The 25,859-nt window shown below is 68.8% G+C and carries 31 protein-coding genes; 17 read left to right on the forward strand and 14 right to left on the reverse strand.

Going from position 1 to position 25,859, the window contains the following annotated elements; all coding sequences use genetic code 11:
- Positions 1 to 179: 179 nt before the first annotated feature.
- Positions 180 to 524, reverse strand: a complete 345-nt coding sequence (locus E4V01_RS22330; RefSeq protein ID WP_135299880.1) for a hypothetical protein — start codon at positions 522 to 524, stop codon at positions 180 to 182.
- A 720-nt stretch (positions 525 to 1,244) separates the two neighbouring features.
- On the opposite strand from E4V01_RS22330, the gene E4V01_RS22335 reads away from it, so the two are divergent.
- Both E4V01_RS22335 and E4V01_RS22340 read left to right on the forward strand, forming a co-directional pair.
- Positions 1,245 to 1,472, forward strand: a complete 228-nt coding sequence (locus tag E4V01_RS22335) for a hypothetical protein (RefSeq protein ID WP_060770421.1) — start codon at positions 1,245 to 1,247, stop codon at positions 1,470 to 1,472.
- 308 nt (positions 1,473 to 1,780) lie between these two features.
- Complete coding sequence (locus E4V01_RS22340) at positions 1,781 to 2,053, forward strand: hypothetical protein (protein WP_060770422.1); 273 nt, start codon at positions 1,781 to 1,783, stop codon at positions 2,051 to 2,053.
- A 121-nt stretch (positions 2,054 to 2,174) separates the two neighbouring features.
- Here the strand turns inward: E4V01_RS22340 and ilvA are convergent, their stop codons facing one another.
- Positions 2,175 to 3,707 carry a threonine ammonia-lyase, biosynthetic gene (gene ilvA, locus E4V01_RS22345; RefSeq protein ID WP_060770423.1) on the reverse strand — a complete coding sequence of 511 codons (1,533 nt, stop codon included), beginning with the start codon at positions 3,705 to 3,707 and terminating at the stop codon, positions 2,175 to 2,177.
- 102 nt (positions 3,708 to 3,809) lie between these two features.
- The gene (locus E4V01_RS22350; protein WP_060770424.1) at positions 3,810 to 4,385 is read right to left on the reverse strand and encodes a PilZ domain-containing protein; all 576 of its coding nucleotides are present in this window, start codon (positions 4,383 to 4,385) and stop codon (positions 3,810 to 3,812) included.
- A 451-nt stretch (positions 4,386 to 4,836) separates the two neighbouring features.
- Between E4V01_RS22350 and E4V01_RS22355 the strand changes: the two genes are divergently transcribed.
- Both E4V01_RS22355 and E4V01_RS22360 read left to right on the forward strand, forming a co-directional pair.
- Entirely contained in the window at positions 4,837 to 5,055 is a 219-nt protein-coding gene (locus tag E4V01_RS22355; RefSeq protein WP_060770425.1) for a SlyX family protein, read from the forward strand.
- Positions 5,056 to 5,090: 35 nt separating this feature from the next.
- The gene (locus tag E4V01_RS22360; RefSeq protein ID WP_083530863.1) at positions 5,091 to 5,399 is read left to right on the forward strand and encodes a porin; all 309 of its coding nucleotides are present in this window, start codon (positions 5,091 to 5,093) and stop codon (positions 5,397 to 5,399) included.
- Between the two features lie 21 nt (positions 5,400 to 5,420).
- On the opposite strand, the gene dksA is transcribed toward E4V01_RS22360, so the two are convergent.
- The 3 genes from dksA to E4V01_RS22380 all read right to left on the reverse strand — a co-directional run bounded on the left by dksA (position 5,421) and on the right by E4V01_RS22380 (position 8,504).
- The gene (gene dksA / locus E4V01_RS22365; RefSeq protein WP_060770427.1) at positions 5,421 to 5,840 is read right to left on the reverse strand and encodes an RNA polymerase-binding protein DksA; all 420 of its coding nucleotides are present in this window, start codon (positions 5,838 to 5,840) and stop codon (positions 5,421 to 5,423) included.
- Positions 5,841 to 6,109: 269 nt separating this feature from the next.
- Complete coding sequence (locus E4V01_RS22375; protein ID WP_135299881.1) at positions 6,110 to 7,129, reverse strand: hypothetical protein; 1,020 nt, start codon at positions 7,127 to 7,129, stop codon at positions 6,110 to 6,112.
- A gap of 1 nt (position 7,130) precedes the next feature.
- Positions 7,131 to 8,504 (reverse strand): MBOAT family protein, encoded by a 1,374-nt coding sequence (locus E4V01_RS22380; protein ID WP_135299882.1) that lies wholly within the window; start codon positions 8,502 to 8,504, stop codon positions 7,131 to 7,133.
- 341 nt (positions 8,505 to 8,845) lie between these two features.
- Between E4V01_RS22380 and E4V01_RS22385 the strand changes: the two genes are divergently transcribed.
- Positions 8,846 to 9,136 (forward strand): GCG_CRPN prefix-to-repeats domain-containing protein, encoded by a 291-nt coding sequence (locus E4V01_RS22385; RefSeq protein WP_060770430.1) that lies wholly within the window; start codon positions 8,846 to 8,848, stop codon positions 9,134 to 9,136.
- Between the two features lie 45 nt (positions 9,137 to 9,181).
- Here the strand turns inward: E4V01_RS22385 and E4V01_RS22390 are convergent, their stop codons facing one another.
- The gene (locus E4V01_RS22390) at positions 9,182 to 9,622 is read right to left on the reverse strand and encodes a flagellar assembly protein FliX (protein WP_060770431.1); all 441 of its coding nucleotides are present in this window, start codon (positions 9,620 to 9,622) and stop codon (positions 9,182 to 9,184) included.
- 253 nt (positions 9,623 to 9,875) lie between these two features.
- Between E4V01_RS22390 and E4V01_RS22395 the strand changes: the two genes are divergently transcribed.
- The 5 genes from E4V01_RS22395 (at position 9,876) to E4V01_RS25865 (ending at position 13,080) form a co-directional block, all read left to right on the forward strand.
- Positions 9,876 to 11,006 (forward strand): flagellar basal body P-ring protein FlgI, encoded by a 1,131-nt coding sequence (locus E4V01_RS22395; protein ID WP_060770432.1) that lies wholly within the window; start codon positions 9,876 to 9,878, stop codon positions 11,004 to 11,006.
- Positions 11,007 to 11,032: 26 nt separating this feature from the next.
- On the forward strand, positions 11,033 to 11,392 hold the full coding sequence (locus E4V01_RS22400; RefSeq protein WP_135299883.1) for a rod-binding protein: 360 nt from the start codon (positions 11,033 to 11,035) through the stop codon (positions 11,390 to 11,392).
- Complete coding sequence (locus tag E4V01_RS22405) at positions 11,382 to 11,861, forward strand: hypothetical protein (protein ID WP_060770434.1); 480 nt, start codon at positions 11,382 to 11,384, stop codon at positions 11,859 to 11,861. Before E4V01_RS22400 ends, E4V01_RS22405 begins: the two co-directional genes overlap by 11 nt.
- Before the next feature lie 232 nt (positions 11,862 to 12,093).
- The gene (locus E4V01_RS22410; protein WP_245517653.1) at positions 12,094 to 12,726 is read left to right on the forward strand and encodes a hypothetical protein; all 633 of its coding nucleotides are present in this window, start codon (positions 12,094 to 12,096) and stop codon (positions 12,724 to 12,726) included.
- A 177-nt stretch (positions 12,727 to 12,903) separates the two neighbouring features.
- The gene (locus E4V01_RS25865) at positions 12,904 to 13,080 is read left to right on the forward strand and encodes a hypothetical protein (RefSeq protein WP_193763280.1); all 177 of its coding nucleotides are present in this window, start codon (positions 12,904 to 12,906) and stop codon (positions 13,078 to 13,080) included.
- Between the two features lie 226 nt (positions 13,081 to 13,306).
- Here E4V01_RS25865 and flgH read toward each other — a convergent pair whose 3' ends face one another.
- The 4 genes from flgH to flgF are packed head-to-tail and all read right to left on the reverse strand — an operon-like array spanning position 13,307 to position 16,737.
- Entirely contained in the window at positions 13,307 to 14,059 is a 753-nt protein-coding gene (gene flgH, locus E4V01_RS22415) for a flagellar basal body L-ring protein FlgH (RefSeq protein ID WP_060770436.1), read from the reverse strand.
- A gap of 58 nt (positions 14,060 to 14,117) precedes the next feature.
- On the reverse strand, positions 14,118 to 15,164 hold the full coding sequence (gene flgA, locus E4V01_RS22420; RefSeq protein ID WP_135299903.1) for a flagellar basal body P-ring formation chaperone FlgA: 1,047 nt from the start codon (positions 15,162 to 15,164) through the stop codon (positions 14,118 to 14,120).
- Positions 15,165 to 15,178: 14 nt separating this feature from the next.
- On the reverse strand, positions 15,179 to 15,970 hold the full coding sequence (gene flgG, locus E4V01_RS22425; protein ID WP_060770438.1) for a flagellar basal-body rod protein FlgG: 792 nt from the start codon (positions 15,968 to 15,970) through the stop codon (positions 15,179 to 15,181).
- A gap of 26 nt (positions 15,971 to 15,996) precedes the next feature.
- Positions 15,997 to 16,737 carry a flagellar basal-body rod protein FlgF gene (gene flgF, locus E4V01_RS22430; protein WP_135299885.1) on the reverse strand — a complete coding sequence of 247 codons (741 nt, stop codon included), beginning with the start codon at positions 16,735 to 16,737 and terminating at the stop codon, positions 15,997 to 15,999.
- Between the two features lie 274 nt (positions 16,738 to 17,011).
- On the opposite strand from flgF, the gene fliL reads away from it, so the two are divergent.
- The 4 genes from fliL (at position 17,012) to E4V01_RS22450 (ending at position 20,132) form a co-directional block, all read left to right on the forward strand.
- Entirely contained in the window at positions 17,012 to 17,530 is a 519-nt protein-coding gene (gene fliL, locus E4V01_RS22435; RefSeq protein WP_003606770.1) for a flagellar basal body-associated protein FliL, read from the forward strand.
- Between the two features lie 79 nt (positions 17,531 to 17,609).
- Complete coding sequence (gene fliM / locus E4V01_RS22440; RefSeq protein WP_060770440.1) at positions 17,610 to 18,830, forward strand: flagellar motor switch protein FliM; 1,221 nt, start codon at positions 17,610 to 17,612, stop codon at positions 18,828 to 18,830.
- A 13-nt stretch (positions 18,831 to 18,843) separates the two neighbouring features.
- Positions 18,844 to 19,338, forward strand: coding sequence for a DUF6468 domain-containing protein (locus E4V01_RS22445; protein ID WP_135299886.1), 495 nt, complete (start codon positions 18,844 to 18,846; stop codon positions 19,336 to 19,338).
- Entirely contained in the window at positions 19,335 to 20,132 is a 798-nt protein-coding gene (locus E4V01_RS22450; protein WP_060770442.1) for a MotE family protein, read from the forward strand. Before E4V01_RS22445 ends, E4V01_RS22450 begins: the two co-directional genes overlap by 4 nt.
- Before the next feature lie 98 nt (positions 20,133 to 20,230).
- Here E4V01_RS22450 and E4V01_RS22455 read toward each other — a convergent pair whose 3' ends face one another.
- Positions 20,231 to 20,731 carry a glutathione peroxidase gene (locus tag E4V01_RS22455; RefSeq protein ID WP_135299887.1) on the reverse strand — a complete coding sequence of 167 codons (501 nt, stop codon included), beginning with the start codon at positions 20,729 to 20,731 and terminating at the stop codon, positions 20,231 to 20,233.
- Between the two features lie 332 nt (positions 20,732 to 21,063).
- Between E4V01_RS22455 and E4V01_RS22460 the strand changes: the two genes are divergently transcribed.
- From E4V01_RS22460 to E4V01_RS22470, 3 genes are read left to right on the forward strand one after another with little or no spacing between them, the layout of a single operon-like run.
- Positions 21,064 to 21,774, forward strand: coding sequence for an invasion associated locus B family protein (locus E4V01_RS22460; protein ID WP_135299888.1), 711 nt, complete (start codon positions 21,064 to 21,066; stop codon positions 21,772 to 21,774).
- 45 nt (positions 21,775 to 21,819) lie between these two features.
- On the forward strand, positions 21,820 to 23,061 hold the full coding sequence (locus E4V01_RS22465; protein WP_135299889.1) for a lytic murein transglycosylase: 1,242 nt from the start codon (positions 21,820 to 21,822) through the stop codon (positions 23,059 to 23,061).
- A gap of 4 nt (positions 23,062 to 23,065) precedes the next feature.
- On the forward strand, positions 23,066 to 23,650 hold the full coding sequence (locus tag E4V01_RS22470; RefSeq protein WP_135299890.1) for an NAD(P)H-dependent oxidoreductase: 585 nt from the start codon (positions 23,066 to 23,068) through the stop codon (positions 23,648 to 23,650).
- Between the two features lie 6 nt (positions 23,651 to 23,656).
- On the opposite strand, the gene E4V01_RS22475 is transcribed toward E4V01_RS22470, so the two are convergent.
- Positions 23,657 to 24,052 (reverse strand): GFA family protein, encoded by a 396-nt coding sequence (locus E4V01_RS22475; protein ID WP_135299891.1) that lies wholly within the window; start codon positions 24,050 to 24,052, stop codon positions 23,657 to 23,659.
- A gap of 215 nt (positions 24,053 to 24,267) precedes the next feature.
- Positions 24,268 to 25,611: a dicarboxylate/amino acid:cation symporter gene (locus E4V01_RS22480; protein ID WP_060770448.1), complete on the reverse strand. Its 1,344-nt coding sequence runs from the start codon at positions 25,609 to 25,611 to the stop codon at positions 24,268 to 24,270.
- Between the last annotated feature and the right edge of the window lie 248 nt (positions 25,612 to 25,859).

The following is a 25,859-nucleotide window of genomic DNA, read 5'->3' on the forward strand; positions in this document are numbered from 1 at the left end:
GATGCGCGCCCCCGTCCTCGTCGATCTGCGCAACGTCTACGCGCCGGAAGAGGCTCGCCGCCAAGGACTGCGCCATGTCGGCGTCGGTGCCCTGGCCCGCTTCGACTGATCCGGCCGTCGTTCGGTCGGTCTCCGGAACATCGTCCCGAAAGCCGGCAACCACCTTTCGGGATGATGCTCTAACGCGCCGCGCGGCGGGCGAGCAGGAGATGCATCCCCTGCGCCGCGAGCCCGCCGGCCAAAGCCGCGCCGCCCTTCACCAGAAAATCGATGAGCCGGCCATGCCGGCTCACGGTCAGGCCCTGTGCCGCCTCGAGCCCCCCGGCGAGGACCACGGCCGCGACGAGCGCCCATCCCCAGCGCCGCGGATACGAGAGCACGAGCAGGAAGCCGAACAGCGCGTAGGCGCCGGCCCGCTCCAGGGTCGGGGACGCCAGGACCGGACGCGCTTCGAGCGGCGAAAGCGTCACGGCGACGAGGCCGATGGCCACGACCCATGCCATCAGGCGAACAAGCGTCAGCATAGGATCTCGTGCGCGCAAGCCGGCACCAAGGTCAAGCAGGCCGGTCGCGCACGCCGCCGGAAGCCCGATGCCACCCATCAGCCTCACTCCACCGAAGCCGCGATCAGCGAGAAGATCAACCCGAGGGCAAGGTTGCCGGCGAGCAGGATCACGAACAGGGTCATGACCGCGTCACGCCGTGCAGGTCAGGACGATGTAGGGCCAGCGCGGAGGGCACGAGGTCCGTGGCGCCTCCGGCGCGCGTGTCGCGCTCCGGACATCGCCCCGCCCACCGACGGCACCGACATCCGCGGAGCGAGCCTCCGGTACGGCCCCACGCGCCGGCAGGCAGGGAACAATGCAGAATCCGATCAGGATGATCGAGGCGGCACGGGCGGCAACGACGATCTTCGGCATCTTTCCCCTCGCGACATCTCACGTTTCGCAGGAAGCTCGTTAGCCTTGGCTGTTTGCGGGGATGTTGCGTCGACTGTTGCGTCGAATGCACGGCCAATCGGATGCGGTGACGGGCAGGGCATCATGCGCTTCGCGGCCCAAAAATATCTTTGAGGATGCCCGCGGATACTTAAGTGCAAATGATGCCGGATATCCCTAATTTGGAGGATGCAATTGTCCCGAAACCGTTGCCTGCTACGTCCCGAGGGGCCGAGGCCGCAGTGAGACCGGGGCGCACAAAGGGGGCGCCGGCTGCGACGCGACGCCCCCGAGGGGGACGGGGTCATGGTGAGGAATGGGGCGGTTCATCCGCGCTGGGTCTTGCGCAGGGACGAGCGGCGGACCGGGCGATACGACGGCAACAAGGTGGTGCGGTGGATCGCACGCCCGACGCTGATGAAGGGGCGCAAGAAAGGATCGGCCACGGCCGACGCCGAGGACGGCACGGGAAGCTACGCGCCACCGTCCCGCCCGAACGGATACGGGGGCCTGCGGATCGTCTCCGACATGTGATGTGACGGGAGAGGCCGGGGGAATCGCCGAGTCCATCGGGCATGCGCTCGATTGCTCGCGCGAGGCCCCCGCCGCGAAATCACGCCACCGCCGTTCCGTACCTTGCAACCAAGGTCGGCATGCGATGCTCATGTCGGAGCCGACGGCAGACCGGGCCGGTTCTCGCAGCGGCTCCGGGAGGGTTTGCGCGAGATCCGTGAGGATTGACGCTGCACGCGAGCCGGGAATCTCTTGGCAAGGCCTTCGGCGCGGTACATGCTCGCCTTCGAAAGCCGCCGGACAACGCGGCGGCATCGGAGGGTCGTCCCATGCTCGCCGCCAACCGCTTGGTCAAATCGGCCTGGATCGCCGTCGATGTCACCAAGGAGCGCACCGAACGGGTGCTCGTGGTCGAAGCCTATATCGCCGTCAGTCCGCTGGAGAAGAATTTCGACGCCCACCGCTACGACAAGGTCGTGGAGGATGTGCGCCGCGTTCTCGCCGAGCATCCCGAGATCGACCGTGCCTCGATCCTGAGCATGCATCGGGATGCCGGCTGCACGGCCCTGTTCCGCAGCCAGCCCGCTCCCGCCACGGCGTGACGCGATCCGGTTCGCTCCGGTGGACCGGCAAAGGCCGACGTGACGAGAGCGAGCCGGGCGGGAAACACCCGGCGCATTGGTCACTGCCGGTCAGGCGGCCTTCGCTCCGTGCGACGGTGCGTCAGTGGCCGTGCGCTCCAATGCCGTTGTCGAGGAACAGCCGGTAGGCCGGGTTGTCGGTCTCGTCGACATAGGGATAGGCGAGCATTTCGAGGGCGGCGTCGAAGCGGGCGCGTTCCGCCGCCGGCACCTCGATCCCGGCGAGCACCCGTCCGTAATCGGCGCCGTGATTGCGGTAGTGGAACAGGCTGATGTTGAAGCCGTCACCGAGCGCTTCCAGGAACTTCATCAGCGCGCCCGGCCGCTCGGGGAACTGGAAGCGGTAGAGCCGCTCGTCGGCGAGCCCCGCCGCGCGCCCGCCCACCATGTAGCGGACATGCACCTTGGCCATCTCGTTGTCGCTCATATCGGCGACGCGGTAGCCGGCGCTCTCCAGGGCGGCGATCAAATCGCGCTTCTCGGGCTTGCCGCCGGGCAGGTTGATGCCGACGAAGATGCGCGCCTCGCTGCCTTGCGCGTAGCGGTAGTTGAATTCGGTGATCGCGCGGGGGCCGAGCGCGCCGATGAAGGCGCGGTAGGCGCCCGGCCGCTCGGGGATGGTGACGCCGAGCAGCACCTCGCGTTCCTCGCCGATCTCCGCACGCTCGGCGATGTGGCGCAGGCGGTCGAAGTTGAGGTTGGCGCCCGACGAGATCGCGACCAGCGGCCCGGCTCCGGGATTCCGTGCCGACCAAGCCTTGGCCCCGGCCAGACTCAGCGCGCCGGACGGTTCGGAGATCGCGCGGGTGTCGTCGAAGATGTCCTTGACGGCGGCGCACATCGCATCGGTATCGACGGTGATGACCCCGTCGAGATGCTCGCGGCAGAGCCGGAAGGTCTCCTCGCCGGCCTGCCGCACCGCGACGCCGTCGGCGAACAGGCCGACGCTCGGCAGCATCACCCGGTCGCCCGCCCGAAGCGCCTCGGACATGGTGGCGGCGTCGTCCGGCTCGACGCCGATCACCTTTGTCTCGGGGCGCAGATATTTCACGAAGGTGGCGATGCCGGCCGCCAACCCGCCGCCGCCGATCGGCACGAAGATCGCCTCGATCGGTCCGGTATGCTGATGCAGGATCTCCATGCCGATCGTACCCTGTCCGGCGATCACCTCGGGATCGTCGAACGGGTGCAGGAAGGTCAGGCCCCATTGCGCTTCGAGGCGCCGGGCCTCGGCCAGAGCCTCGTCGAAGGCGTCGCCGTGCAGGACGACCTCGGCGCCGCGGGCCCGGCAGGCATCGACCTTGATCGCGGGGGTCGTGCGCGGCATCACGATCACCGCCCGCACGCCGAGTTTGGCCGCGGCCAGCGCGACGCCCTGTGCATGGTTGCCGGCCGAGGCGCAGATCACCCCGCTCGCGAGCCGCTCCTGGGACAGCGAGGCCATCTTGTTGTAGGCGCCGCGCAGCTTGAACGAGAAGACCGGCTGCAGATCCTCGCGCTTGAGGAGGACGGGGCGGCCGAGCCGTTTCGTCAGGCGGGGCATCGGATCGAGCGGGCTCTCGATCGCCACGTCGTAGACGCGAGCGGAGAGGATCTTCTTGATGTAGTCGGTCACGGGCAGGCTTTCGGCCGCGTCATCGGGCAGGGCACGACCGGGACTTAGTCCTTCCGCGGCCGGGATGCGAGAGCGGGATACTCGGGGGAGGGGCGCGCACCGTCAGAGTCGGATCCCGGCATGGACTTGGCCCGGATCGAGAGGAGAGGCGAAGGCCGCGCCGATGCCGTCGCGGAAGATGCGCACCACCTGCGCGGCCGTGCCGCCGATGGTGATGCGCGCCCCGCGCGAGAGCGTGTGATCGAGGGCGAGCGCCGCGCCGGACGCCGAGATGTTGATGAGCCGCCCCGGCAGGACGCGGCCGTCTTCGAGGGTCACGAGCACGTCCTTGCGGGCCGGATTGATCCGCGGATGCGCCCGCGCCGCCTCGAAGGTCCGCCCCTGCTCGCGGGCCAGCGCCAGCAGGGCGCGGGCGACCTCGGCCGTCCGCTGCCGCGATGCCATGAGGCGGACGGCGAACAGGTTGTCGCCGCTGCTGACCACGCGGGCCTCGACTTGGCCGACATAGCGGATGCTGCAGGTGAGCGGCTCATCGACCGCCGGCTCGGAGGCCGAGCGGAAGGTGATGCCGGCCCGTGAAAGATCCTGGGTCACCGCGTAGAAGTCGGGCTGCCGCCGGCCCCAGCACAGCGCCGGGAGGAATACCGTATGGAGGTGGGAAGCTGGACGCTCGATCATGGTGCCGCGTGTCATCGTCGCACGACAATGGCCGCACGGCCCTGAACGGAAAACGCCGAAAATCCCTCGAATTTTTCCGAAAATTCCGCGGGCGAACCACCGGGCCAAGTGCTCGAATGTGAAGACGAACCGACTCGTCTTACCATCAGCCCGATCCTGCTCTCCCCACTGTCGAAGAAATTCGACTTCAGAGGATTTTGCTCAGTATCCTGCCTGAAATCGGCAAAGATTTATACGCGAAACTTCTATTGGATGACGAAAGCTGCGACACCACTACGAAGCGGGATTCGACATTGCGCTTTCCAGCGGGATGAATTCTGATCCCATCCGACAGCCATTCCAGGAGAGCATAACGCTCATGCTCAGATAGGAAGGCGAATGGGGAGTGGATCATCCGGCTCTCTCGTCAGGCCGGTTGTCAGGTGGCGGCCGCTCCGGGCATGGTCGGGCGATGAGCGACCCGCCGCCCGACACCGATCGCATTGCACGTCTCGAGATTCGGCTGACCGAGCAGGAGGCCGTGATCGAGGATCTGAACGCAGCCATCACCGCGCAGTGGACGGTGATCGACCGGCTCACCCGGCAGCTCGGCCGGTTGCAGGAGCAGGTCGAGGACAGCGCCTTCCGGAGCGCCAGTGGCGCGCCGGAGCCGCCGCCACCGCATTACTGAGGCGAGTTGGCCTCGTGCGGGCAGGGGAGAGCGTAATGCGGAGGGTGATGCGCTGCCTCGGCCTGTGCCTCGCACTGGTGCCGTTCTGCGCGGGCGCGTTCGAGCGCGCGCCGCACCCTTCCGAGGCACCGATGGAACCCTGTCCGAGCCAGGGGGCGGGCTTCTTCCGGATTCCGGGCACGGCGAGCTGCATTCGCCTGTCGGGCCGGGTAACGGCCGGTGCCGATATCGGCCCGCGCCGTAGCACCGTCCCCGTGCAGGGCCGCATCGCGGTCGAGACAAGGAGCGATTCCGCCCTGGGGCCCGTGCGCAGCTTCGTCCGGATCGAGGCGGGACAACGCTGAGGACCGCCGAAGCGCGCCGGATCAGTCGTCGCGATAGACGCGCTCGCGGCGCTCGTGGCGTTCCTGCGCTTCCAGCGACAGGGTCGCGATCGGCCGCGCATCGAGGCGCTTGAGCGAGATCGGCTCGCCGGTCTCTTCGCAGAAACCGTAGGAGCCGTCCTCCAGCCGGGCCAGGGCCGCGTCGATCTTGCTCGTCAGCTTGCGCTGGCGGTCGCGGGCGCGCAGCTCGATCGCCCGATCCGTCTCCGAGGAGGCGCGGTCGGCGATATCCGGATGGTTCTCGTTCTCGCTCTGAAGCGCGGTGAGAGTCCCCTGCGCCTCGCGCAGGATCTCGCTCTTCCAATTGAGCAGCTTGCGCCGAAAGTACTCGCGCTGCCGCTCATTCATGAAGGGCTCGCCGTCGGAGGGCCTGTAGCCGTCCTCGATCGTGACCTTCGCCATCGTCTTATCCTCGCGCTCCCTGCCGGTCAGCGGCGATCGTCGGCGAGGCTATAATCGAGCTGGGCAAGCTCTACAACGCGCGGATGCCGCCTCGCACCGTCGCGCGTGAAAAGCTCTCGCAATGCGGCAAAGACGACACGCTCAAGTGGCCCCCGACCCGACATCAGGTTGAGCCCGTGGGTCCGCGGCCGCAGGCGTGCGGGGAGCGCCGCCCTCGAACGCAAGGCATGCTCGACTTCGCCCGACCCACTTCCTTCCGGTTTCCCGGTTCAGGGCGCACCGCGCAGCCGGACGATGGCGGCGGCGATCTCGTCGGTCAGGGGGCGGGCGAGAGCGTGCCTGTAATGGGTCTGGTCGAAGAACAGGCCGGGATCGTGCAGGGCCGGCCGCTCAAGCCGCGCGTCGAGGAGCGCGCTGCGCCCGTGCCGTTGCAACGCCGCCGCCGCGGCGTTCCGGCACGCGGCCTCGGCGTGGGCACGCGGCGTGCCGGGCCGGGGGAGGCCGGCGGCGTAGACCGGCGGGAAGACCATGACCACGGCGGTCTCGGCCGGCAGCGCGGCAAGGGCATTGCCGAGACGGTCCGCGGCGGGAAAGTCCGGCCCTGCTTTGCCCGGAGCCGCCGCGTCGGGCGCCGGTGTTTCGCGCATGACGCGGAGGCGGTCGTCGTCGAGCGTGCCGCGCTTCAGGTAATCCAGCTCGTAGTCCCACCAGCCGTCGGCAACCGCCCGCTTGCGGCGCGCGCCGACGAGCCAGCCGATGCGGCCGACGACTTCCTGCGCCACGGAAAAGCGCAGGAGCCCCCGCAGATAGGCAAGCGGATCGGGGCTGTAGAGCCAGAACGGGAACGGCTTGTCGTTGGGCAAGGCCGGATCGTCGGTGCACCAGTACTCGTCCACCGAGAGGATCACGGCCTTCGGCGCCGGATGGTGGCGCAGGAACCAAACGAGCAGCGCGAGCTGCTCTCCGGGGCCGGTCGCGGGCACGGAGAGCTGCACGAAGGGAATGCCGGTCGCCGCCGTGAGCCGCGCGGGCTCGATCAGCTGGATGTGCGAATTGCCGAATACCGCGCCTGCGAAAGCCGGGTCGCGCCCGCGTGACGCGGCAGCGGTGCGTGGGCCCTGCGGACGCACGGCGCCGGCCGAGAACAGCGTCGAGCGCCCGCTGTCGTAGGGATCGATCAGGAAAGCGAGCGTGAGATATCCGGCGAGCAGGCCGATGGCGGTACGCAGGAACAGGCGCGCGAAGGCCGCCCAGTCCTGCCGCGCGAAGCTGCCGGAGGCGGGTACCATCTCAGAACTGGAAGTAGATGAATTCGTAGTTCGCATCGTCCCCGATCTTGAGGAGCACGACGACGAACAACAGGGCGAAGGCGGCCGCGAGCCAGCGGTTCGGCGGCAGCCGGTGCACGGCGGCCCAGGCGGTCGGGCCGATCATCGCGACGGCGGCGGCGATGAGAATCGTGCGCCACTTGAAGCCCGCCCCCGTGGGCGCCAACCCGAACAACCCCTTGTAGATCGCCAAGGCCGCCTCGAACGAGGATGCGCGGAACAGGACCCAGGTCAGGACCACGAATCCGGCCGTCAGCGCCCAGCCGAGGAGGTGCGGCAGCCGTCCGCCCGCCCGGCGCCAGAGCACGCCTGCCCCGAGGCCCACACCGTGCGCGGCGCCCCAGGCGACGAAGGTCAGCCCCGCCCCGTGCCAGAGGCCGCCGAGCGTCATGGTGGCGAAGAGCGCGCCGACCTGGACCGCGAGACCGCGGCGGTTTCCACCCATGGCGATGTAGAGATAGTCGCGCAGGAAGCGCGACAGCGTCATGTGCCAGCGTCGCCAGAAGTCGCGCAGCGAGGTGGCGCGATAGGGCACGTCGAAGTTCTGCGGCAGCACGATCCCGAACAGCAGCGCCAGTCCCAGCGCCATGTCGGTGTAGCCGGAAAAGTCGAAATAGATCTGGAAGGTGAAGCCGAGCGTCGCCTGCCACGCCTCGGCCATCGTCACCGCCTTGCCCGCGGCCGCCGCCTGGAACACGGGGTTGACGTAGACCGAGAGCGGATCGCCGAGGAACACCTTCTTGGAAAGCCCGACCGTCAGCAGCATCAGCCCGCGCCCGATCCGCTCGGCCGCGTCGGGACGCGCGTAGGGGCGCTCCTCGAACTGGTGCATGATCTCGCTCCAGCGCACGAGCGGGCCGGCGAGAACCTGCGGGAAGAAGGCGATGTAGAGGGCGTAGCGGGTCAACCCGAAGGACGGGGCGCGTCCCGCCCTCAGGTCCGTCAGGTACATGATGTGGTGGAAGGTGAAGAACGAGATCCCGAGCGGCAGGGCGAGGTCGATCCGCGGAAGATCGATGCCGGGGATCATGTCGGCGAGATCGGTGAGGAAGCCGAGATACTTGAAGGCGCCCAGCACCGCGAGGTTGCCGGCGAGCGCCACGGGGAACAGCCAGCCGGTGCGATCCCGCGGCAGGGCGCGGGCCACGAGCCAGTTCACGCCGATGGAGGCGAGAAGCAGCGGCAGGAAGCGCCAATCCCACCACGCGTAGAAGACGAAGGACAGCCCGACGAGAAGCGGCAGCCGCGCCTGCGGCCGATAGCGTTCGGCGGCGGCGTGAAGCAGCAGAGCGGCCGGCAGGAAGGCGAGCAGGAAAACGAAGGAGTTGAACAGCATCGCGGCGCGGACGATTCCCCTGACGATCCGGCGAGACCGGCGCGCGCCCGCTCACGCGGCCAGCCTTGTCGGGGATCGAAGCGCAACCGTCAATCGCGCCGAAGCGGCGCGTGGGCGCAGTGGGATCCTCCGCGCGCCCCCAAGGCTACCGTGAGGCGCCCAACGGAAGTACCGGCAAGCAACCAAGCTCCGCACCAAAATTGACCTCGATCTGTGCAAGGGCCGCCGGCAGTGGGCGTACAGCACCGCGATTGAGACGCGTCAGTCAGCTTCGGTTCATCGAGGCAGACCTAGCTTCCGGCATCGGCCGTATGGTCCGGCCGCAACGGAGAAATCGTACGATGACGCACGCGAAGGCGTTCGCATTGGCTGCGGTGATCGCCGGCAGCCTTGGTGTCGCGGGAAGCGCCCAGGCGGCGCCCTTCAGCCCAGCCCCTCTCGCGACGGACAGCGCGCTCGTGGAGCGCACCGCCGGCGGCTGCGGGCCGGGCTTCCACCCCAATCCCTGGGGCATCTGCCGCCCGAACTGGGGTCCGCGGCGCTACTGGGGCGGCCCGCCCCCCGGCTATTATCGCCCGCGGCCGCTCTACCGGCCCTACGGCTACTACCGCCCACGGCCCTATTACTGGTGATTGTACGGGCCGGACCTCGCAAAGGGGGTCCGGCCCTTTTCGTGTTCAGGCGCCGCGCGCCGCTTCGAGCTTGGCCAGTTCCACCGCCGCGCGCAGTTCGATCTCGGCCACCAGCCCGTCGAGGCGGGCGTCGCCGCTCTCCGCATTCCGCTCGGCGAGGCGGCCGGCGATGGCCTGAAGGTCGCGCGTCGCTACCCGTCCGCCGATCAGCGCGGCTTTCAGGCGGTCGAGCCCGTCGAGCAGGTCGTGCCCGCGCTGCACCGAGCGGCGGCGGCGCTCCTTCTGCGCGTCGGCCCCGTCCTGTCCCTGGAGCGTGAGGAGGGCATCGAGCCCGGTGAGCATGCCGGTCTGGCTCGCGCCCGCGGTCGCCGCCCGGGGCGTCTCTTCCGCTCCCGACGTTGGGGCGAAGGCGCCCGGCGCCGCGGCGCGGCGGGTGGCGTTGAGCGCACCCGCGGCGGCGGCGGCAAAGCGTGTGTCGACGCGCATGATGGTCCGAAACCTTTTCGCACCCGACGATGCACGGCGGGTTCCGATCTCCGAAGACATCGGCCGACAGGGTTAAGCGCGGGTAAACAGCCCGGCAGAAGCTGCCGGGGCGGCAGGAAACGCTCTCGTCCCCACGCCGCTCCGGCAGCACCAAAAAAGAAAAATTTCCTTGTCCTCAGTATCTTAGCGTTTGGCACGGCCCTGGCAGAGATCGAACCGGCGTAAAGTCGCCTGGTCCGGCTGCCGAGTTCCGATGCCCCTGCCTCGTCCCCTGTTCGCCCGCCGTCTCGTCGCGGTGCTCGCCTGCCTCGCGGTCCTGCTGCCGCCGGCCCCGGCCAGCGCCCTGTCGCGGGTCAAGGATCTCGCCGCCGTCGAGGGCGTGCGCACCAACCAGCTCGTCGGCTACGGCATCGTGGTCGGCCTCAACGGCACCGGCGACACGCTCAACAACATCCCGTTCACCAAGCAGTCCCTGCAGGCGATGCTGGAGCGGCTCGGCATCAACACCCGCGGCGCGACCATGCGCACCCAGAATCTTGCGGCAGTGATGGTGACGGCCAACCTTCCCCCCTTCGCGACCCAGGGCACGCATATCGACGTGACCGTCTCCTCGCTCGGCGACGCCAAGTCGCTTCAGGGCGGCACCCTGGTGGCGACCTCGCTGCTCGGCGCCGATGGTGAGATCTACGCCCTGGCGCAGGGCTCGGTGGCGATCGCCGGCTTCGCGGCGGAGGGCGAGGCCGCCAAGATCACCCGCGGCGTGCCGACCAACGGGCGCATCTCCAACGGCGCGCTGGTCGAGCGCGAGATGGCGTTCAAGCTCAACGAGGCGCGCTCGCTCCGGCTGTCGCTGCGCAACCCCGACTTCACCACCGCCAAGCGGATCGCCTCGGCGATCAACGACTTCATGGGCGCCGACACCGCCGAGCCGACCGACCCGGCGACGATCACGCTCCAGATCCCGGCCAAGTACCGCGGCAACATGATCCGCCTCATCACCGAGGTCGAGCAACTCAAGGTCGAGCCCGACCAGACCGCGCGGGTGGTGGTGGACGAGCGTTCCGGCATCATCGTGATGGGCCGCGACGTGCGCGTCTCCACGGTCGCCATCGCGCAGGGCAACCTGACGGTGACGATCACCGAGCAGCCGATGGTGAGCCAGCCCGCGCCGCTGTCGAACGGCCAGACCGCCTTGGTGCCGCGCACCGGGGTGAAGGTGGATACCGGCGACGGCAACAAGCTCGCCCTGGTGAAGGAGGGCGTGAGCCTGCGCGAACTGGTCGACGGCCTCAACGCGCTTGGGGTCGGCCCGCGCGACCTGATCTCGATCCTTCAGGCGATCAAGACGGCCGGCGCACTCCAGGCCGACATCGAGCTGATGTAATTTCTTTCCCATCGGGAGACCGCACCATGCTGCCCCTCGCAACCTTCGCGGCCTCCGCCGCCTTCGGCGTCGGCAAGAACCTGCTCAACACGCTCGCGAAAACCGACGCGAACACGATGGACACGGCCAAGTCCACCGCCTCGACCAAGGCGCGCAAGACCGCCGACGACTTCGAGAAGATGTTCCTGGAGGACAGCTTGGAGAAGCTGACGCAGAGCGAGGGCACGGAAGGGCCGATGGGCGAGAACGGCACCGGCGGCGGCGTCTGGCGCTCGATGATGACCAAGGAATACGCCAACGCCATCGTGAAGACCGGTGGCGTCGGCATCAGCAATCAGGTCTATTCCGAGATGATGCGCATGCAGGAGGCAGGCAATGGCCGCTGATCGGACCCTCGCCCTGCGCCTCACCGACCGCCCCTCGGCCCAAACCTTCGTGCGCGGGCTGCTCGCCACCATGATCGAGCTGGAAGCGGTGCTCACCCGCGAGAGCGACGGCGTGCGAGCCGGGCGGATCGCCCAGGCGCTGACGGAATCCGTGTCGAAATCCGAACTCGCCTCCGCCTACATGAACGGCCTGGAGGCCGCCAAGGCCAACGCGATCGCGCTCGCCCGCTTCGCACCGGAAGGTCTGGAGGCGCTGAAGGCGGCCCAGCACCGCTTCGCGGCCGTGGTGGAGACCAACCAGCAGGTGCTCGCCACGGCCCGCGCCGTCTCCGAGGGGCTGATCAAGGCGCTGGCCGAGGAGGTCGCCAAGGCGCGCACGCCCACCGTCTATGGCCGCCCCTCCGTCTCGCCCTCGCCCTACGGCCGGGGTGCGCAGGGCGGGCCGCTGGTGTTCTCGCGCAGCCTTTGAACACTTCGGGAGAAGACTCCGGGACGCCGCAACCCGCGCGGCGATCTTTACGGTTTCGTAACGCCGATCCGATCTTCTGGTTGTATCGCCTCGATGCGGCGAACGGCCCGCGGCCTTCTGGCGCCCTGTTGCCGGCAATTCGAGGAGGCACGGAATGTCGAGGATCAGCGCGAGCCGCGAGCCGAGCCTTCCGCTCCACCGCGGCACACTTCCCGCAACGGATGCAACCGGATTGAATCGCTCAGCGGCCGGCCGGAAAGCCGCCGCCGATCCCGCCGCCACCGTCCAAGTCTCCGGCAAGGTCTCCGAAAAGGCGCAAGCCGCAGCGGACAAGCTGAAGGCGGATCAGGAAGCCGCCGCGGTCGCGGCGCGAACCTTCGACGAACACCTGAAGGCCCGTTCGGACGCGTTCGCCGCCAAGCTCGGCACGGCCTTCGAGCGGGAAGGCATTCCCCTCGACGAACCGATCGCGCTGCGGGTCGAGTCCGGGACGCTCGTCACCGACAGCCCTTACCGCAAAAAGGTCGAGAAGGTCCTCAAGGAGGATCCGGAGCTCGCGAACGAGTTCGAGGCCATCGCCTCGCTCAAGTCGATGCGGGCCGCGCAGAAGTCGCTCGAACTCTACAACGAGGAGAAGAAGAGCGCGCGAAGCCGGGACGAGCAGGATCAGGCCTATGGCCGATACACGACCCGGATGCTCGACATCCAGCGCCTGTCCGGCACGATGGTGCTCGAGGACGGAGCGTTCACCTCGGCGGCCGAGGACTACATGGCCGTGATGTCCGGCGAGCGCCTCTCCACCAGCGCCGATCCGAGGAAAGAGGTGCTGAAGCGGTACGATTCAATCCTGCAGGCGGCCCGATAGCGGGCGGCAAATTATCCGCCTCCCGCACCGCCTGAAAGAATTTGATCTTATGCCGTCATGAAAGTTCCCATCCGATTCGGACGCATGGTTTTGGGAAATCGTCCGAAGATCTGACCGATCGGAACTTCCCGCCTGCGTGCCGCTTGCCTCCGAACACAATCATCGGAGGAAATGCCCATGTCGAACGACGTGCTTATTCCGCTGCTCGCCATCGTCACGATTGTCCTCGTCGCGGCCTTCGCGGTCTGGCAGCGGGCTCGGGTGGCGCAGTCGAAGAACGACCCGAACCGCTCGGCCTTCACCCAGGCCCACGGAGAAGCGCCTCGCCCGAACCGGCCCGGCACCGAGCACTGACGCGTCCGGAGCAGCGGCCCGAAAGGGATTGCCGGCTCTTGGATGACGACGTTGCAGAACGACAGGCGAGAGCCTCGTCCTGGATCCGACATCCAAGACGAGGCTCTCGCTTTCTGCCGGGTGAGGGCGCCTGCGCCGTCCAGCTTGAAAACACTTCAGTAAACGCCCGGTCACCGATCGTTTCCCTTCGGTCACGGCGGTGGAGCGGGCGTTTTGCGAGGGTCGTTTAAAACGGCAACAGGATGTCCACGAGCTGCTGGCCGTAGCGGGGCTGCTGCACGTCGGTGATCTGGCCGCGGCCGCCATAGGCGATGCGGGCCTGGGCGATCTTGCTGGAATCGATGGTGTTGTCGGACTCGATGTCCTCGGGCCGCACCACGCCGGCGACGATCAGCTCGCGCACCTCGAAATTGATGCGGATCTCCTGCTTGCCCTCGACCACGAGGTTGCCGTTGGGCAGCACCTGCGTGACGACCGCGGCGACGTTGGTGGTCACCGTTTCGGCGCGCTGCACCGAGCCGGCTCCGTCGCTCGACGAGGTCGAGGTGCCGTTGATAAGCTTGTCGGGGGTGATGCCGGCCGCGGCCACGCCGGCATTCTTCTCGAGGCCGAGGGCGTTGGGTAAACCGAAGGCTTCCGCGTTGGTGCGCGAGCGCTTGGTCTCGTTGTTGAGGTTGGCCCGGTCGGTCACATTGACCTTGATGGTGAGCAGGTCGCCGATCCGCGCCGCGCGCTGGTCCTTGAAGAAGGCCCGCGAACCCGTGCGCCACAGGGAGTTCGGTGCGTAGGAGACGGGGCTCACATCGGGCATCGCCATGCGCACCGGCCGGTAGCCGGGCTGGGCGGTCGGATCCTCGATCGCCGAGAGCGTCGGCGTGGCGCCGACCTGGGAGAGGCGGTCCACGGTGTTGCAGGCGCCGAGCGGCGCGAGCGCCAGGATCACGGCGAGGCGGGAGAGGCGGGGACGGCGAGCGGTCATCGGATGGGTCCGGCGCTGGCGGGAAAGGGAGGAAGACGGAAGCGACGGGGCGCGCGGCTCACGGCGCCGCGCTGGCCTGGAGGATCGGCTGAGGCTGCGGGACCGGGCCGACCGAGACCCGCCCCGGGGCGATCACCACGGCTTGCAGCACCTTCTTCGAGGCGGCGTTCATCACCGAGACGCTGGCGCCGAGCCGGCCGCTCTCGTTGGCGATGCCGCGCAGCGACAGCGACACGCCGGCGGTCTCGAACACGATGGCGACGCTGTCGCCGCGGGCGACGAGATCGGGCGGTGCCACGTCGCCGGAGCGCAGGACGGCGCCGGCGCTGAGGGGACGCTGCGCCACCTGCCCGACGACCAGGGTCGGCGCGCCCTGCACGTCGTTGGGCACCCCGTCGCGCGGGCGGCGCTCGACGGTAAGGTCGGCGCTGGCGACCGCTTCGCCGCGGTTGAGGCTGCGGGTCAGCACCGCCACCTCGCGGGTCTCGACCGCTACGCCGGCCACCCGCAGCGACGCCTGACGCTCGCCGAGCACCACGAGGCCGGCGACCCGGCGGGTGCGCGGATCGTAGGTGACATCGACCGCCGCCGCCTGCCCGTCGAGGTCGAGCGGGGCGAGTAGCATCGGCGCATCGCCGTCGAGGCGCACCGAGAGGGATTTCGGATCGAGGCCGTAACCGGTCTCCAGCGCGCGCTTCAGCGCCGCCTCGATCTCCGTCGCCCCGACCCGGCGGGCGGCGCGCTGCACCGTCACCTGGAGCCGCCCGCCGGTCTCGATTCCGGTCAGGCCGAGGGAGGCCGCCGCCTCGATGATCCGGCGGGCCTGGATCGTGCCGACCGCGCCGAGGGCCGGCGCGCGGAACAATGCGCGGGCGGCGAGATCGGCGGGGGCGCCTTCCACAAGGTCGCCGAAGCTGAGGGTGTCGCCGCGGGCGGTGACGTCGCCCCGCAGGCGCAGCGTGGTGCCGGCGGCCATCAGCGGCAGGGCGAACAACGTCACCGCGAGGAAGCCGGCCAGCGCGAGGACGGTCCGGCCGATCATGCCGCGCGAGAGCGGGGTGACGGCCAGCGGGACGGGACGGCGGATTGGCCGGAGGGCGTGCATCACGGGTCGAATCCTCAACCGCGGAACATCTGCGAGGTGGTGGAGAGCATCTGGTCGGCGGCGGTGACGACCTTGGAGTTCATCTCGTAGGCGCGCTGCGCCGCGATCAGCGACGAGATCTCGGTGACCGCGTTGACGTTGGCCTCTTCGAGGTAGCGCTGCTGCAGATTGCCGAAGCCTTCCGAGCCCGGCAGGCCGGTGATGGCGGGGCCCGAGGCCGCGGTCTCGACGAACAGGTTGTCGCCGATCGATTCGAGGCCGACCTTGTTGACGAAGCGGGCGAGCTGGAACTGGCCGAGCGCCTGCGGCGCGGTCTGGCCCGGCAGGGTCGCCTGCACCGCGCCGGTGGCCGAGATCGTCACCGAGGTCGCGGTGTTCGGCACCGTTACGCCCGGATCGAGCAGGTAGCCGTCGCGGGTGACCATCTGCCCTTGCGCGTCGAGGTCGAACGAGCCGTCGCGGCTGTAGGCGGTGCGCCCATCCGGCAGGCGAACGCGAAACAGGCCCTCGCCGCGGATCGCGACGTCGTAATCCTTCTCGGTCTGCGCCAACGGGCCCTGGCCCATCGCGCGGGCGGTCGAAGTGGTCTTCACGCCCGAGCCCAGCGCGAGGCCGGCGGGCAGCATCGTGTTCTGGTCCGAGGTCGAGGAGCCGGAGCGGCGCAGGTTCTGGTAGAGCAGATCCTGAAAATGCACCTGCTGGCGCTTGTAGCCGGTGGTGCGCAGGTTCGCGATGTTGTTCGAGATGACCTGAACGTTGAGTTCCTGGGCCGCCATGCCCGTGGCGGCGGCGTAGAGGGCGCGCATCGGCGTCGGTCCTTAAAGCCGGGGGGTCAGGCGACGTCGGCGAGACGGCGGATCGCCGTGCCGCGCAGGTCGTCGAGGCGCGAGATCACGCTCGAGACCATCGAGTAGGTGCGGTTCACGTCCATCAGCCGGGTCATCTCGACTACCGGCTTCACGTTGGAGCGCTCCAGCGCGCCGGGCTCCAGATGGGCACCGGGGCCGGCGGGCCGGGCGGGCGCCTCGGACGAGAACAGATTGGCGCCCTCCGACTTCAGCGCCTGCGCGTTGGCGAAGTTGACGAGGCGCAGGCGGCCGCGGATGCCGAGATTGGTCGAGATCGTGCCGTCGGGGGCGATGGCGAGCCCCGTCTCCTGCTGACCGATGGTGATCGGGCCGCCGTCGCCCTGCACCGCGTGGCCGTCCGAGGTGACGAGGTTGCCGCCTGCGTCGAGTTCGAAGGCGCCGTTGCGGGTGTAGCGCAGGCCCTGCGGCGTCTGGACGGTGAGGAAAGCGTCGCCGCGCAGGGCCACGTGCATCGGGTTGCTGTCGGGCTCCACCGGCCCCTGCGTGAGGTCGAGCGGGCTGCCCTGGTCGATGACGTAGGAGAGGCGGCGGTCGCTCCGCTGGAAGCTGTCGGCGGAGGCCACCGGCATCAGATATTCCTGAAAGCGGGCCGAGCGCGCCTTGAAGCCGGTGGTCGAGACGTTGGCCATGTTGTTGGCGATGACGTCGAGTTCGCGAGCCAGGGCGGTCTGGGCGGAGACTCCGACGAAGAGCGCGTTCTGCATGGTGTGCCTCGGATGGCGACGGGTTCGTGCCCTCCACCGCAGGGGCCGTGCCAATCCCGGAAACTTCGTTTTTACCTTAACAATCAATCGTTTGTCCGAAGCGAAGCCTGGCGCCGGCACCGGCCCGCCGGGGGACGGCGGCAAGTCCGACCCGGCAAGTTCTGCCGCCTTAACCGAGGGTTAACCACGTCGGCCGAGAACGGAGGGAAGGGGATTGCGCGTCACGCGCGAGCCCCGCCCCATCGCCCCGATCCGGTTTGCCGACGAGCAGCACATGGCCAAGAAGCCGAAGAAGGCGCCCGCGGCGGAAGGCGAGGAGGGCGCGGCGGAAGCGCCGAAGTCCAAGAAGAAGCTCATCATCATCGCCGCCGCGGTGCTGCTGCTCGGGGGCGGCGGAGGCGGGTTCTTCTTCATGAAGAGCCGGGCGGCGCATGCCGACGCCCACGGCGAGCACGGGGCCGAGAAGCTCGACCCGAAGGCGCAGGCCGTGTTCCTCGACATGCGCGACATGCTGGTGAACCTCAGCCCCGATCCGGGGGCGACCAAGTCCAACGTGCTCAAGCTGCGCGTCGCGCTGGAGTTGAAGGACGCCAAGGTCGAGGCGACGGTCAAGCCGCTGATGCCGCGGGTCGAGGACGCCTTCCAGACCTATCTGCGCGAGATCCGGGCGAGCGATCTGGCCGGCTCCGCCGGCCTCTACCGCCTGCGCGAGGAATTGCTGCGGCGGGTCAACATCGCGCTGCACCCGGCCAAGGCCGAGGCGGTGCTGTTCAAGGACGTGATCGTCCAGTGAACCGCGCGGTCGCCCCGTCCCGAAACCCGGCTCTCCCCGAATCCCCCATCGTCAAGACAACCGCGAGCGCGCGACCGGCATGATCGGCCCCGAAGACGAGATGGAGGACGATTGGGCGGCCGCCTTTGCCGAGCAGGGCGGCGAGGGCGGCGGCGGCGACGCGTCGCTGGCCGAGGAATGGGGCGCGGCGCTCGCCGAGCAGGGCACGACCAAGAGTGCCGGCGACGTCGCCGCCGAATGGGCGACGATGATCGAGGACGGGGAGACCGAGAATCTTCCCGAACTCGCCGGCAACGACCGCATCCTGAACCAGGACGAGATCGACGGCGTCCTCGGCTTCTCCCTGCGCGAACTCTCCGCCTCCGGCGCGGGGGGCGTGCGCGCCATCGTCGATTCGGGCGTCGTCCAGTACGAACGCCTGCCGATGCTGGAAATCGTCTTCGACCGGATGATCCGGTTGCTGTCGACGAGCCTGCGCAACTTCTTCCAGGACAACGTCGAGGTGACGCTCGACAACATCACCTCGGTCCGCTTCGGCGACTATCTCAACGCGATCCCGCTCCCGACCCTGCTCGGCGTGTTCAAGGCCGATTCCTGGGAGGGCTCGGGCCTCGTCACCGTCGAGCAGACGCTCGCCTACTCGACCATGGACCTGCTGCTCGGGGGCAAGCGCGGCGGCTCGTCGAGCCGGCTCGACGGACGGCCCTTCACCACGATCGAGATGAGCCTCGTGCGCCGCCTCGTCGAGATCATCCTCACCGACCTCGAACTGTCGTTCCAGCCGCTCTCGCCGGTGCGCTTCGGCATCGACCGCATCGAGACCAACCCGCGCTTCGCCACCATCACCCGGCCCGGCAACGCCGCGATCCTGATCACGCTCAAGCTCGACATGGACGGGCGCGGCGGCGGGATGCAGATCCTGTTCCCCTACGCGACGGTCGAGCCGATCCGTGACCTGCTGATGCAGAGCTTCATGGGCGAGCGGCTCGGGCGCGATCAGGTCTGGGAGAGCCACCTCGCCACAGAGATCTGGCAGGCGGATGTGGACATGGAGGCGGTGCTCCACGAGGTGACGCTGCCCCTGAAGCGGGTGCTCAACCTCAAGGTCGGCGACACGCTGATGTTCGACCGCAAGCCCTCTGATCTCATCACCGTGCGCTGTGGCGACTGGGCGCTGACGCAAGGGCGGATCGGCCGGATCGACGACGCGATCGCGGTGCAGATCGCCCGGCCGCTGCGGCAGTCCCGCACCACGCTGCAGGCCTACGAGATCTCGATGCAGAACCGTAACGACGGGTAGCGGCAGGAAGACCATGATGACCTTCTTCGTCTCGATGGCCGCCGACGTGCTCGTCGCCGTTCTTCTGGTCGCCACCATCGCCTCCTCGGTGAAGCTGTCGGGGCGCATCAACCGGCTCAAGGCGGACGAGGCGGCCCTGCGCTCCACCATCGGCGACCTCATGGTGGCGAGCGCCACCGCCGAGCGGGCCATCGCCGGCCTGCGCGCCACCCTCGACGAGTGCGACCGGACGCTGACCGAGCGCCTCGCCGGCGCCGAGCGCACCAGCACCGATCTCGCCGCCCATGTGCAGGCGGGGGAAAGCGTGATCAGCCGCATCGCGGCCATCGTCGGCCAGGCGCGGACCACCGCCACGGCGGCGCCCGCCGCGGCCCCCGCCGTGCCGCGTCCGGTGGCCGTCGAGGCCGTGCCCGCCATCGGCAACGGCGAGCGCGTCGGCGCGGCGCTCGCCGCGGCCCAGGCCCTGTCCGAACGCGCCCTCGATCGCCTCCGGGCCAGGGCCGCATGACCCTTCCCGCGCGCCGACTCGCACGTCTCGCGAGCCTTCCGGCGCGCCCCTTCCGGCTGCGCCTGATCGACGCCGTGACCCTGGCGGCGATCGGGCTTCTCGTGCTCAAGCTCACGGCGCTGGTCGCCGCGGACGAGCCGGCGCCCGGCGCACCGCTGCCGGATTTCGCCCGCGTGCTGGCCAAGGCGCGCACCAATTACGAACCGACCGACCCGACGACCACGGGCTCCGTCTCGGCGCCGCCGAAGAAGGCCGAACCCGCCCCGCCGCCGGTCTACCAGCCGCAGGTGCCGGAGCCGGTCTCGGACAGCGAGCGGGCGATCCTGGAAAAGCTTGCGGCCCGCCGCGACTCGCTCAAGCAGCGCCGTGACGAACTCGACCTGCGCGAGCAGATGCTCAAGGACGCCGAGCGCAAGCTCGAAACCGGCGTGGCCGACCTGAAGGGGGCCGAGGACAAGGTCGGGTCCGAGGGGACCAAGCGGGCCGAGGCCGAAAAGGCCGGGATGAAGGGCATCGTCCTCATGTACGAGACGATGAAGCCGAAGGACGCGGCCCGGGTCTTCGACCGCCTGAACCTCGAGACGCTGGTGCCGATCGTGACGGCGATGAACCCGCGCAAGATGGCCGAGGTGCTCGCTCTGATGGGCTCGGAGCCGGCCGAGAAGCTGACCGTGGCGCTCGCCAACCGCGCCCGCGGCCTCGAAGCGCCGCAGGCGTCCGCCGCGATCCCCGGCCTGCCCCCCGGCGAGCTGCCGGCGATCGATCCGGGACCGACGGCACGGACGGCGCGCTAGAGCGCCTTCCGACGAAGCGGTCACCGGTTCGTCGAAAGGAGGTGCATCAAGACAAGGGGTTAGACGCCGGCCTGACGCAATCAGGTCGAATACGGCTCTCAGGGCGACCCGGCCGGCTCCGCCAGGGCCCGCTCGATCGCACCGTCCAGGGCCTCGGGCTTCGTGGACGGGGAGAATCGGCCGATCACCCGGCCGTTCCGGCCGATCAGGAATTTCGTGAAATTCCATTTGATGGCGTGCGTGCCGAACAGGCCGGGCTTCTCGCGCTTGAGATCGACGTAGAGCGGGTCGGCGCCCGAGCCGTTGACCTCGACCTTGGCGAGGACCGGAAAGGTCACGTCGTAGGTCAACGAGCAGAACTGCTCGATGGCGGCGGCATCGCCCGGCTCCTGCGCACCGAACTGGTTGCAGGGCAGGCCGAGCACCACGAGGCCGCGGGCACGATGGCGCCGCCACAGGGTCTCCAAGCCCTGATATTGCGGCGTGAACCCGCATTTCGAGGCGGTGTTGACCACCAGAAGCACTTTGCCGCGATACTGCGACAGGGGATGCGGTCCACCGCGCGCGTCGCGCGGGACGTGATCGTAGAGGTCGCTCATGACCGCTCCCAACGCCGTCGATTGCTCAATAGTCCCGTCTCCAAGGGTGATATTATCCTAAATTTCCTAGAACGATTCCAGGCTCGACTGTAAATCCCATTGTCGCCGTGCCGTGCGGCGTCCCTGCAATTGCATCCTTGAGCAAGCGGGGCTAGAGCCCTCTCCGCTGGGCAGCAGACCGGCCCGGCGTAAGAGAGCACGTTAAAACAAGGGCTTAGTGTCTCCCACGCAACTCTCGCCGTGCCAACCGTGTCCGGTGGGGAGACGATCGGTGATCGGGCATTGTGTGAGGCACTTCCAGAGGCCCGGACGACACTCGCAGGAGCTCCACCATGCCGTCCCTGTCCCGCGGAACCGCGTCCTCCACGGCGCTTCTGCTCGCCGGATTGATGGCCCTGGTCGGGCCGAACATCGCCTCCGCTCAGGAGGCCGCCCCCGAGGCCGCACCGGAGGCCGCCCCCGCGGAGCCGGCCGCGCGACCGAAGCCGCGCCCGCGCAAGCCGGCACCGAAGAAGGAAGAGGCGAAAGAGCCGGCGAGCGCCGCCCCCTCCGGCACGGTGCTGGAGCCCGCAGCGGCCTCCGGATCGGCCCAGTGGCCGCCCGGCGCGACCTCGGTCAGCGAAAGCTACGGCGATTGGACGATGAACTGCAACCGCGCCGAGGCGCGCACCGATTGCGTGATCATCCAGTCGCAGGGCGACCGGCGCACCGGAAAGCGGCTGTTCAGCGTCGAACTGCGGCCGCCCAAGGACGGCAAGAGCGAGGGCCTGATCCTGATGCCTTTCGGCCTTCAGATCGAACCCGGCGTCTCGTTCAAGCTCGACGACCGGCAACTCGGCAAGGGCGCGCCCTTCTCGTTCTGCGTCAGCGACGGCTGCCTCGTGCCGGTCAGCCTGCCGACTCTGGCCACCGACACGATGAAGACGGCCACCAGCCTCACCATCACGGCGACGAAACCGGACGCCAAGGAGCCGACGATCATCACCGTGCCGCTCTCCGGCTTCGCGGCCGCCTTCGCCCGGGCGAGCGCCTTCGGAAGCTGACGCGCCCGGTCTCGCGATCGGCCGGAGAAATGGTAAGGCTGCCCCATGCAGCCCTTTGCCAAAGCGCTCCTTCTCGCCACCGCGATCCTCGCCGGGCCGATCCCGGCGCGGGCCGAGGCACCGACCGACCCGGCGCAGCCGGATTTCGCGCGATGCCTCGGTGAATTGAAGACGCTCGCCGAGGAGCGCGGCGTGCCGCGTACGGTGGCCGAGACGGCCCTGTCGGGGATCGCGCCCGATCCCTCGGTGGTGCCGGCGACCCAATCGCAGGCCGAGTTCGTCAAGCCGATCTGGGAGTATATCGAGGCGAGCGTCACGCCGGAGCGGATCGCGACGGGCCAAGCCAAGCTCGCCCAGTGGTCCGAGGTGCTGGGGCGGATCGAGGCGGCCTACGGCGTCGATCGGCACATTCTGGTCGCCTTCTGGGGCGTCGAGTCGAATTTCGGGGCCGCCCTCGAAGGCTCCGGCATCCGTCCCGTCGTGCCGGCGCTGGCGACGCTGGCCTGCGGCGATCCCGCCCGGCCCGGCCTGTGGCGCGACGAACTCGTCGCGGCCCTGAAGATCCTCGGCGACGGCGATGCCGACGCGGAACGGATGCGCGGATCCTGGGCCGGCGCCATGGGCCACACCCAGTTCATGCCGACCGCGTTCCTGCGCCACGCGGTCGATTTCGACGGCGACGGCAAACGCGACATCTGGCACTCGGTGCCCGACGCGCTCGCCTCGACCGCCAACTTCCTGAAGCAGTCCGGCTGGCGCGCGGGCGAGGGCTGGGGCCTTGAGGTGCGCCTGCCCGACGGGTTCGACTACCGGCTCGCCGACGAGACCACCGAGCGGCCTTTCACCGAGTGGCAGACGCTCGGCCTCAAGCCGGCCAACGGCGCCTTTCCCGATGGTGCGGAGCGCGGCGCCGCCCTGCTGCTGCCGACGGGCGCGAAGGGGCCGGCCTTCCTGCTGGAACCGAACTTCCGGGTGATCCTGCGCTACAACACGGCGCTCGCCTACGCGCTGACCGTGGCGCATCTCTCCGACCGGCTGCGCGGCGCGCCCGGCTTCACCCGCGACTGGCCGCGGACCGACCGCATGCTCACGACGGAGGAGCGCACCGATCTGCAGACCCGGCTCGCCGCCCTCGGCCACCCGGTCGGCGGCGCGGACGGGAAGATCGGGCCGAAGACCCGTGCCGCGATCCGGGCCTTCCAGGAAGCTAAGGGCCTCGTCCCCGACGGCTATGCCGATGCCGCGCTGCTCGATCGGGTGCGGGCGACGAACGCGCCGGCCCCGTGAGCCGATGCGCGTCCTGCTGGTCCATTGCCATCCCCGCCGCGACAGCTTCAACGCGGCGCTGCGCGACACGGCCGTCGCCGCGCTCGAAGCGGCGGGCCACACGATCGAACGGCTCGATCTCTACGGAGAGGGTTTCGATCCGCGGCTGAGTGCGGAGGAACGGGGCGCTTATTACGACGAGGGTGCCGAGCGGCCGGATCTCGCCGGCCACATCGCCGCCCTGCGCCGGGCCGAGGCACTGATCCTCGTCTACCCGACATGGTGGTTCGGACCGCCGGCTATGCTGAAAGGCTGGTTCGACCGGGTCTGGCTGCCCGGCATGGCCTTCGCGCTGGGCGGGGCGAAGGTGCTGCAACCACGCCTCACCAACATCCGACGAATTGCCGTGGTGACGACCTACGGCTCGCCGCGCTGGCTGCTCTGGCTCGTCGGCTGGCCCGATTGGCGGCTGTTCCGCTTCGGCATCCGCCCGCTCTGCGCCCCGCGCTGCCGGCTCGACTGGATCGCGCTCACCGGCATGGATGGAGCCTCGGAGCCGATGCGCGCGCGTTTCATCGAGCGGGTTCGCCGACGGCTGTCGGCGTTCTGAGCCGTATCAACCGCCCGGGAAGCGCTCGAAGCTCGGCAACTGGTGCGCCTCCTCCATCCAGGCGACGCGCTCGGCCACCTGGATATGTGCCTGCGGCGGCAGGGCTTCGGGCGTGTCGAGGGTGCCGGTCTGCACGTCGATCATGCCCGGCAGCATCTGCTCGTTGACGTAGAATAGGCCCGTGCCGCACTTCCCGCAGAAATGCCGCCGTCCGTGCTCGGAGGAGGCGTAGACCGTGGGCTCGCCGGAGATCGTCACGCGCGCGGCCGGCACCATCGCCCAGCCGACCATCGGCGCGCCGGAATGGCGCCGGCAATCCGAGCAGTGGCAGAGCGCACTATGGGCCACCTCGGTCGGCATCTCGTAGGTGATGGCCCCGCAATGGCAGCGTCCCGTGAGCATGAAACCTCCTCGAATCGCGAAGCAGCGATGCGCCGGAGGATAGAGCATCGTCCCGAAGGAAGGGGTACCGGCGTTCGGAAAAACAGACGCTGCGAAGACGAAAGTCCGGGACCCGATGAAGCCTCAGAATGCGAGAAGCCGCGGCAGCCCTCTTCCGGCTGCCGCGGCTCCCATACCGGACGAAGGACGCAGGACGGTGCGCCCTCCTGACCGGATCACTCAGCCGGCTGAAGGACCGGGGCAGGGGTCGCCTCGGCGACCGGCTTGCCACCCAGCGCGGCGTGAAGCTTGGCCTCGTCGACCTCACCTTCCCAGCGGGCGACGACGATGCAGGCCACCGCATTGCCGATGAAGTTGGTGAGGGCGCGGCATTCCGACATGAAGCGGTCGATGCCGAGGATCAGCGCCATGCCGACGACCGGCACGGAGGGGACGACGGCGAGCGTCGCGGCCAAGGTGATGAAGCCCGAGCCGGTCACACCCGCCGCGCCCTTCGAGGAGAGCATGGCGACGAGCAGCAGCAGAACCTGCTCGCCGAAGGTGATCGGGGTGTCGGTGGCCTGGGCGATGAAGAGCGCCGCCATCGTCATGTAGATGTTGGTGCCGTCGAGGTTGAACGAGTAACCGGTGGGGACCACGAGGCCGACGACGGGGCGCGAGCAGCCGGCCTTCTCCATCTTGTCGATGAGCGAGGGCAGGGCCGATTCCGAGGAGGAGGTGCCGAGCACCAGCATCAGCTCTTCCTTGATGTAGCGGATGAGCTTGAGGATCGAGAAGCCGTTGTAGCGGGCGACCGCGCCGAGCACGCCGAGAACGAAGATCGCCGAGGTCAGGTAGAAGGCGCCGACGAGGTAGGCGAGGTTGGCGAGCGACGAGATGCCGTACTTGCCGATGGTGAAGGCCATCGCGCCGAAGGCGCCGATGGGGGCGACCTTCATGATGATGTTGACGACACCGAAGATCGCCTCCGACATCACCTTGATGATGTCGAGAACCGGCTTGCCGCGCTCGCCGAGGAAGGCGAGGCCGAAGCCGAACAGCACCGAGAAGAACAGAACCTGGAGGATCTCACCGCCCGCGAACGCACCGACGGCCGTCGTCGGGATGATGTTCATCAGGAAGTCGGCGATGTTCTGCTCCTTGGCCTTGCCGGCATAGGTCGCCACCGCCTTCGGATCGAGCGAGTTCGGGTCGATATGCAGGCCGTGGCCGGGCTGGAGCACGTTGGCGACGATGAGGCCGACGATCAGGGCCAGCGTCGAGAACGTGATGAAGTAGATGAGCGCCTTGCCGCCGACGCGGCCGACCTTCTCGAGATTGGTCATGCCGGCGATGCCGGAGACGACGGTGAGGAAGATCACCGGCGCGATGATCATCTTGACGAGCTTGATGAAGGCGTCGCCGAGCGGCTTCATGTCGGCGCCGAGCTTCGGGTAGAAATGCCCGAGGGCAATGCCGATGGCGACGGCGACCAGCACCTGGAAGTACAGCGTGCGATAGAGCGGCTTGGGTGCGGGCGGCGCGTGGGGCGCGGTCAAAGGGGACGGCACGGTGGCCATGGGCGTTGCTCCCTGTCGGACGGTGGATGGTCCGTCGGATCGGTTCGACGAACGCCTCCCGAGGAGGATTCCGGTCCCGTCCGCTCTTGCTTTTGGCCTCGCGGCACACAGCTCTGCAGTTCAGTCATGGCTGCGTTACGATCAGGGAATGGCAACGGGCATGCCAAGCCAAGGGCGCCGGTAACTTTTTATTAAAGCACTGAAATGAATGATATTTCACGTTTGCACGCGCAAGGTGCCCGAATGCC

Origin of the sequence: Methylorubrum sp. Q1 (genome assembly GCF_004683995.1) — a bacterium.
Taxonomy (GTDB): Bacteria; Pseudomonadota; Alphaproteobacteria; order Rhizobiales; family Beijerinckiaceae; genus Methylobacterium.

Excerpts from the sequence above, each read along its gene's own strand:
- E4V01_RS22330 (WP_135299880.1), bottom strand. The coding sequence starts at position 524 with ATGCTGACGCTTGTTCGCCTGATGGCATGGGTCGTGGCCATCGGCCTC.
- E4V01_RS22335 (WP_060770421.1), top strand. The coding sequence starts at position 1,245 with ATGGTGAGGAATGGGGCGGTTCATCCGCGCTGGGTCTTGCGCAGGGAC.
- E4V01_RS22340 (WP_060770422.1), top strand. The coding sequence starts at position 1,781 with ATGCTCGCCGCCAACCGCTTGGTCAAATCGGCCTGGATCGCCGTCGAT.
- E4V01_RS22350 (WP_060770424.1), bottom strand. The coding sequence starts at position 4,385 with ATGATCGAGCGTCCAGCTTCCCACCTCCATACGGTATTCCTCCCGGCG.
- E4V01_RS22355 (WP_060770425.1), top strand. The coding sequence starts at position 4,837 with ATGAGCGACCCGCCGCCCGACACCGATCGCATTGCACGTCTCGAGATT.
- E4V01_RS22360 (WP_083530863.1), top strand. The coding sequence starts at position 5,091 with ATGCGGAGGGTGATGCGCTGCCTCGGCCTGTGCCTCGCACTGGTGCCG.
- dksA (WP_060770427.1), bottom strand. The coding sequence starts at position 5,840 with ATGGCGAAGGTCACGATCGAGGACGGCTACAGGCCCTCCGACGGCGAG.
- E4V01_RS22375 (WP_135299881.1), bottom strand. The coding sequence starts at position 7,129 with ATGGTACCCGCCTCCGGCAGCTTCGCGCGGCAGGACTGGGCGGCCTTC.
- E4V01_RS22380 (WP_135299882.1), bottom strand. The coding sequence starts at position 8,504 with ATGCTGTTCAACTCCTTCGTTTTCCTGCTCGCCTTCCTGCCGGCCGCT.
- E4V01_RS22385 (WP_060770430.1), top strand. The coding sequence starts at position 8,846 with ATGACGCACGCGAAGGCGTTCGCATTGGCTGCGGTGATCGCCGGCAGC.
- E4V01_RS22390 (WP_060770431.1), bottom strand. The coding sequence starts at position 9,622 with ATGCGCGTCGACACACGCTTTGCCGCCGCCGCCGCGGGTGCGCTCAAC.
- E4V01_RS22395 (WP_060770432.1), top strand. The coding sequence starts at position 9,876 with ATGCCCCTGCCTCGTCCCCTGTTCGCCCGCCGTCTCGTCGCGGTGCTC.
- E4V01_RS22400 (WP_135299883.1), top strand. The coding sequence starts at position 11,033 with ATGCTGCCCCTCGCAACCTTCGCGGCCTCCGCCGCCTTCGGCGTCGGC.
- E4V01_RS22405 (WP_060770434.1), top strand. The coding sequence starts at position 11,382 with ATGGCCGCTGATCGGACCCTCGCCCTGCGCCTCACCGACCGCCCCTCG.
- E4V01_RS25865 (WP_193763280.1), top strand. The coding sequence starts at position 12,904 with ATGTCGAACGACGTGCTTATTCCGCTGCTCGCCATCGTCACGATTGTC.
- flgH (WP_060770436.1), bottom strand. The coding sequence starts at position 14,059 with ATGACCGCTCGCCGTCCCCGCCTCTCCCGCCTCGCCGTGATCCTGGCG.
- flgA (WP_135299903.1), bottom strand. The coding sequence starts at position 15,164 with ATGCACGCCCTCCGGCCAATCCGCCGTCCCGTCCCGCTGGCCGTCACC.
- flgG (WP_060770438.1), bottom strand. The coding sequence starts at position 15,970 with ATGCGCGCCCTCTACGCCGCCGCCACGGGCATGGCGGCCCAGGAACTC.
- flgF (WP_135299885.1), bottom strand. The coding sequence starts at position 16,737 with ATGCAGAACGCGCTCTTCGTCGGAGTCTCCGCCCAGACCGCCCTGGCT.
- fliL (WP_003606770.1), top strand. The coding sequence starts at position 17,012 with ATGGCCAAGAAGCCGAAGAAGGCGCCCGCGGCGGAAGGCGAGGAGGGC.
- fliM (WP_060770440.1), top strand. The coding sequence starts at position 17,610 with ATGATCGGCCCCGAAGACGAGATGGAGGACGATTGGGCGGCCGCCTTT.
- E4V01_RS22445 (WP_135299886.1), top strand. The coding sequence starts at position 18,844 with ATGATGACCTTCTTCGTCTCGATGGCCGCCGACGTGCTCGTCGCCGTT.
- E4V01_RS22450 (WP_060770442.1), top strand. The coding sequence starts at position 19,335 with ATGACCCTTCCCGCGCGCCGACTCGCACGTCTCGCGAGCCTTCCGGCG.
- E4V01_RS22455 (WP_135299887.1), bottom strand. The coding sequence starts at position 20,731 with ATGAGCGACCTCTACGATCACGTCCCGCGCGACGCGCGCGGTGGACCG.
- E4V01_RS22460 (WP_135299888.1), top strand. The coding sequence starts at position 21,064 with ATGCCGTCCCTGTCCCGCGGAACCGCGTCCTCCACGGCGCTTCTGCTC.
- E4V01_RS22465 (WP_135299889.1), top strand. The coding sequence starts at position 21,820 with ATGCAGCCCTTTGCCAAAGCGCTCCTTCTCGCCACCGCGATCCTCGCC.
- E4V01_RS22470 (WP_135299890.1), top strand. The coding sequence starts at position 23,066 with ATGCGCGTCCTGCTGGTCCATTGCCATCCCCGCCGCGACAGCTTCAAC.
- E4V01_RS22475 (WP_135299891.1), bottom strand. The coding sequence starts at position 24,052 with ATGCTCACGGGACGCTGCCATTGCGGGGCCATCACCTACGAGATGCCG.
- E4V01_RS22480 (WP_060770448.1), bottom strand. The coding sequence starts at position 25,611 with ATGGCCACCGTGCCGTCCCCTTTGACCGCGCCCCACGCGCCGCCCGCA.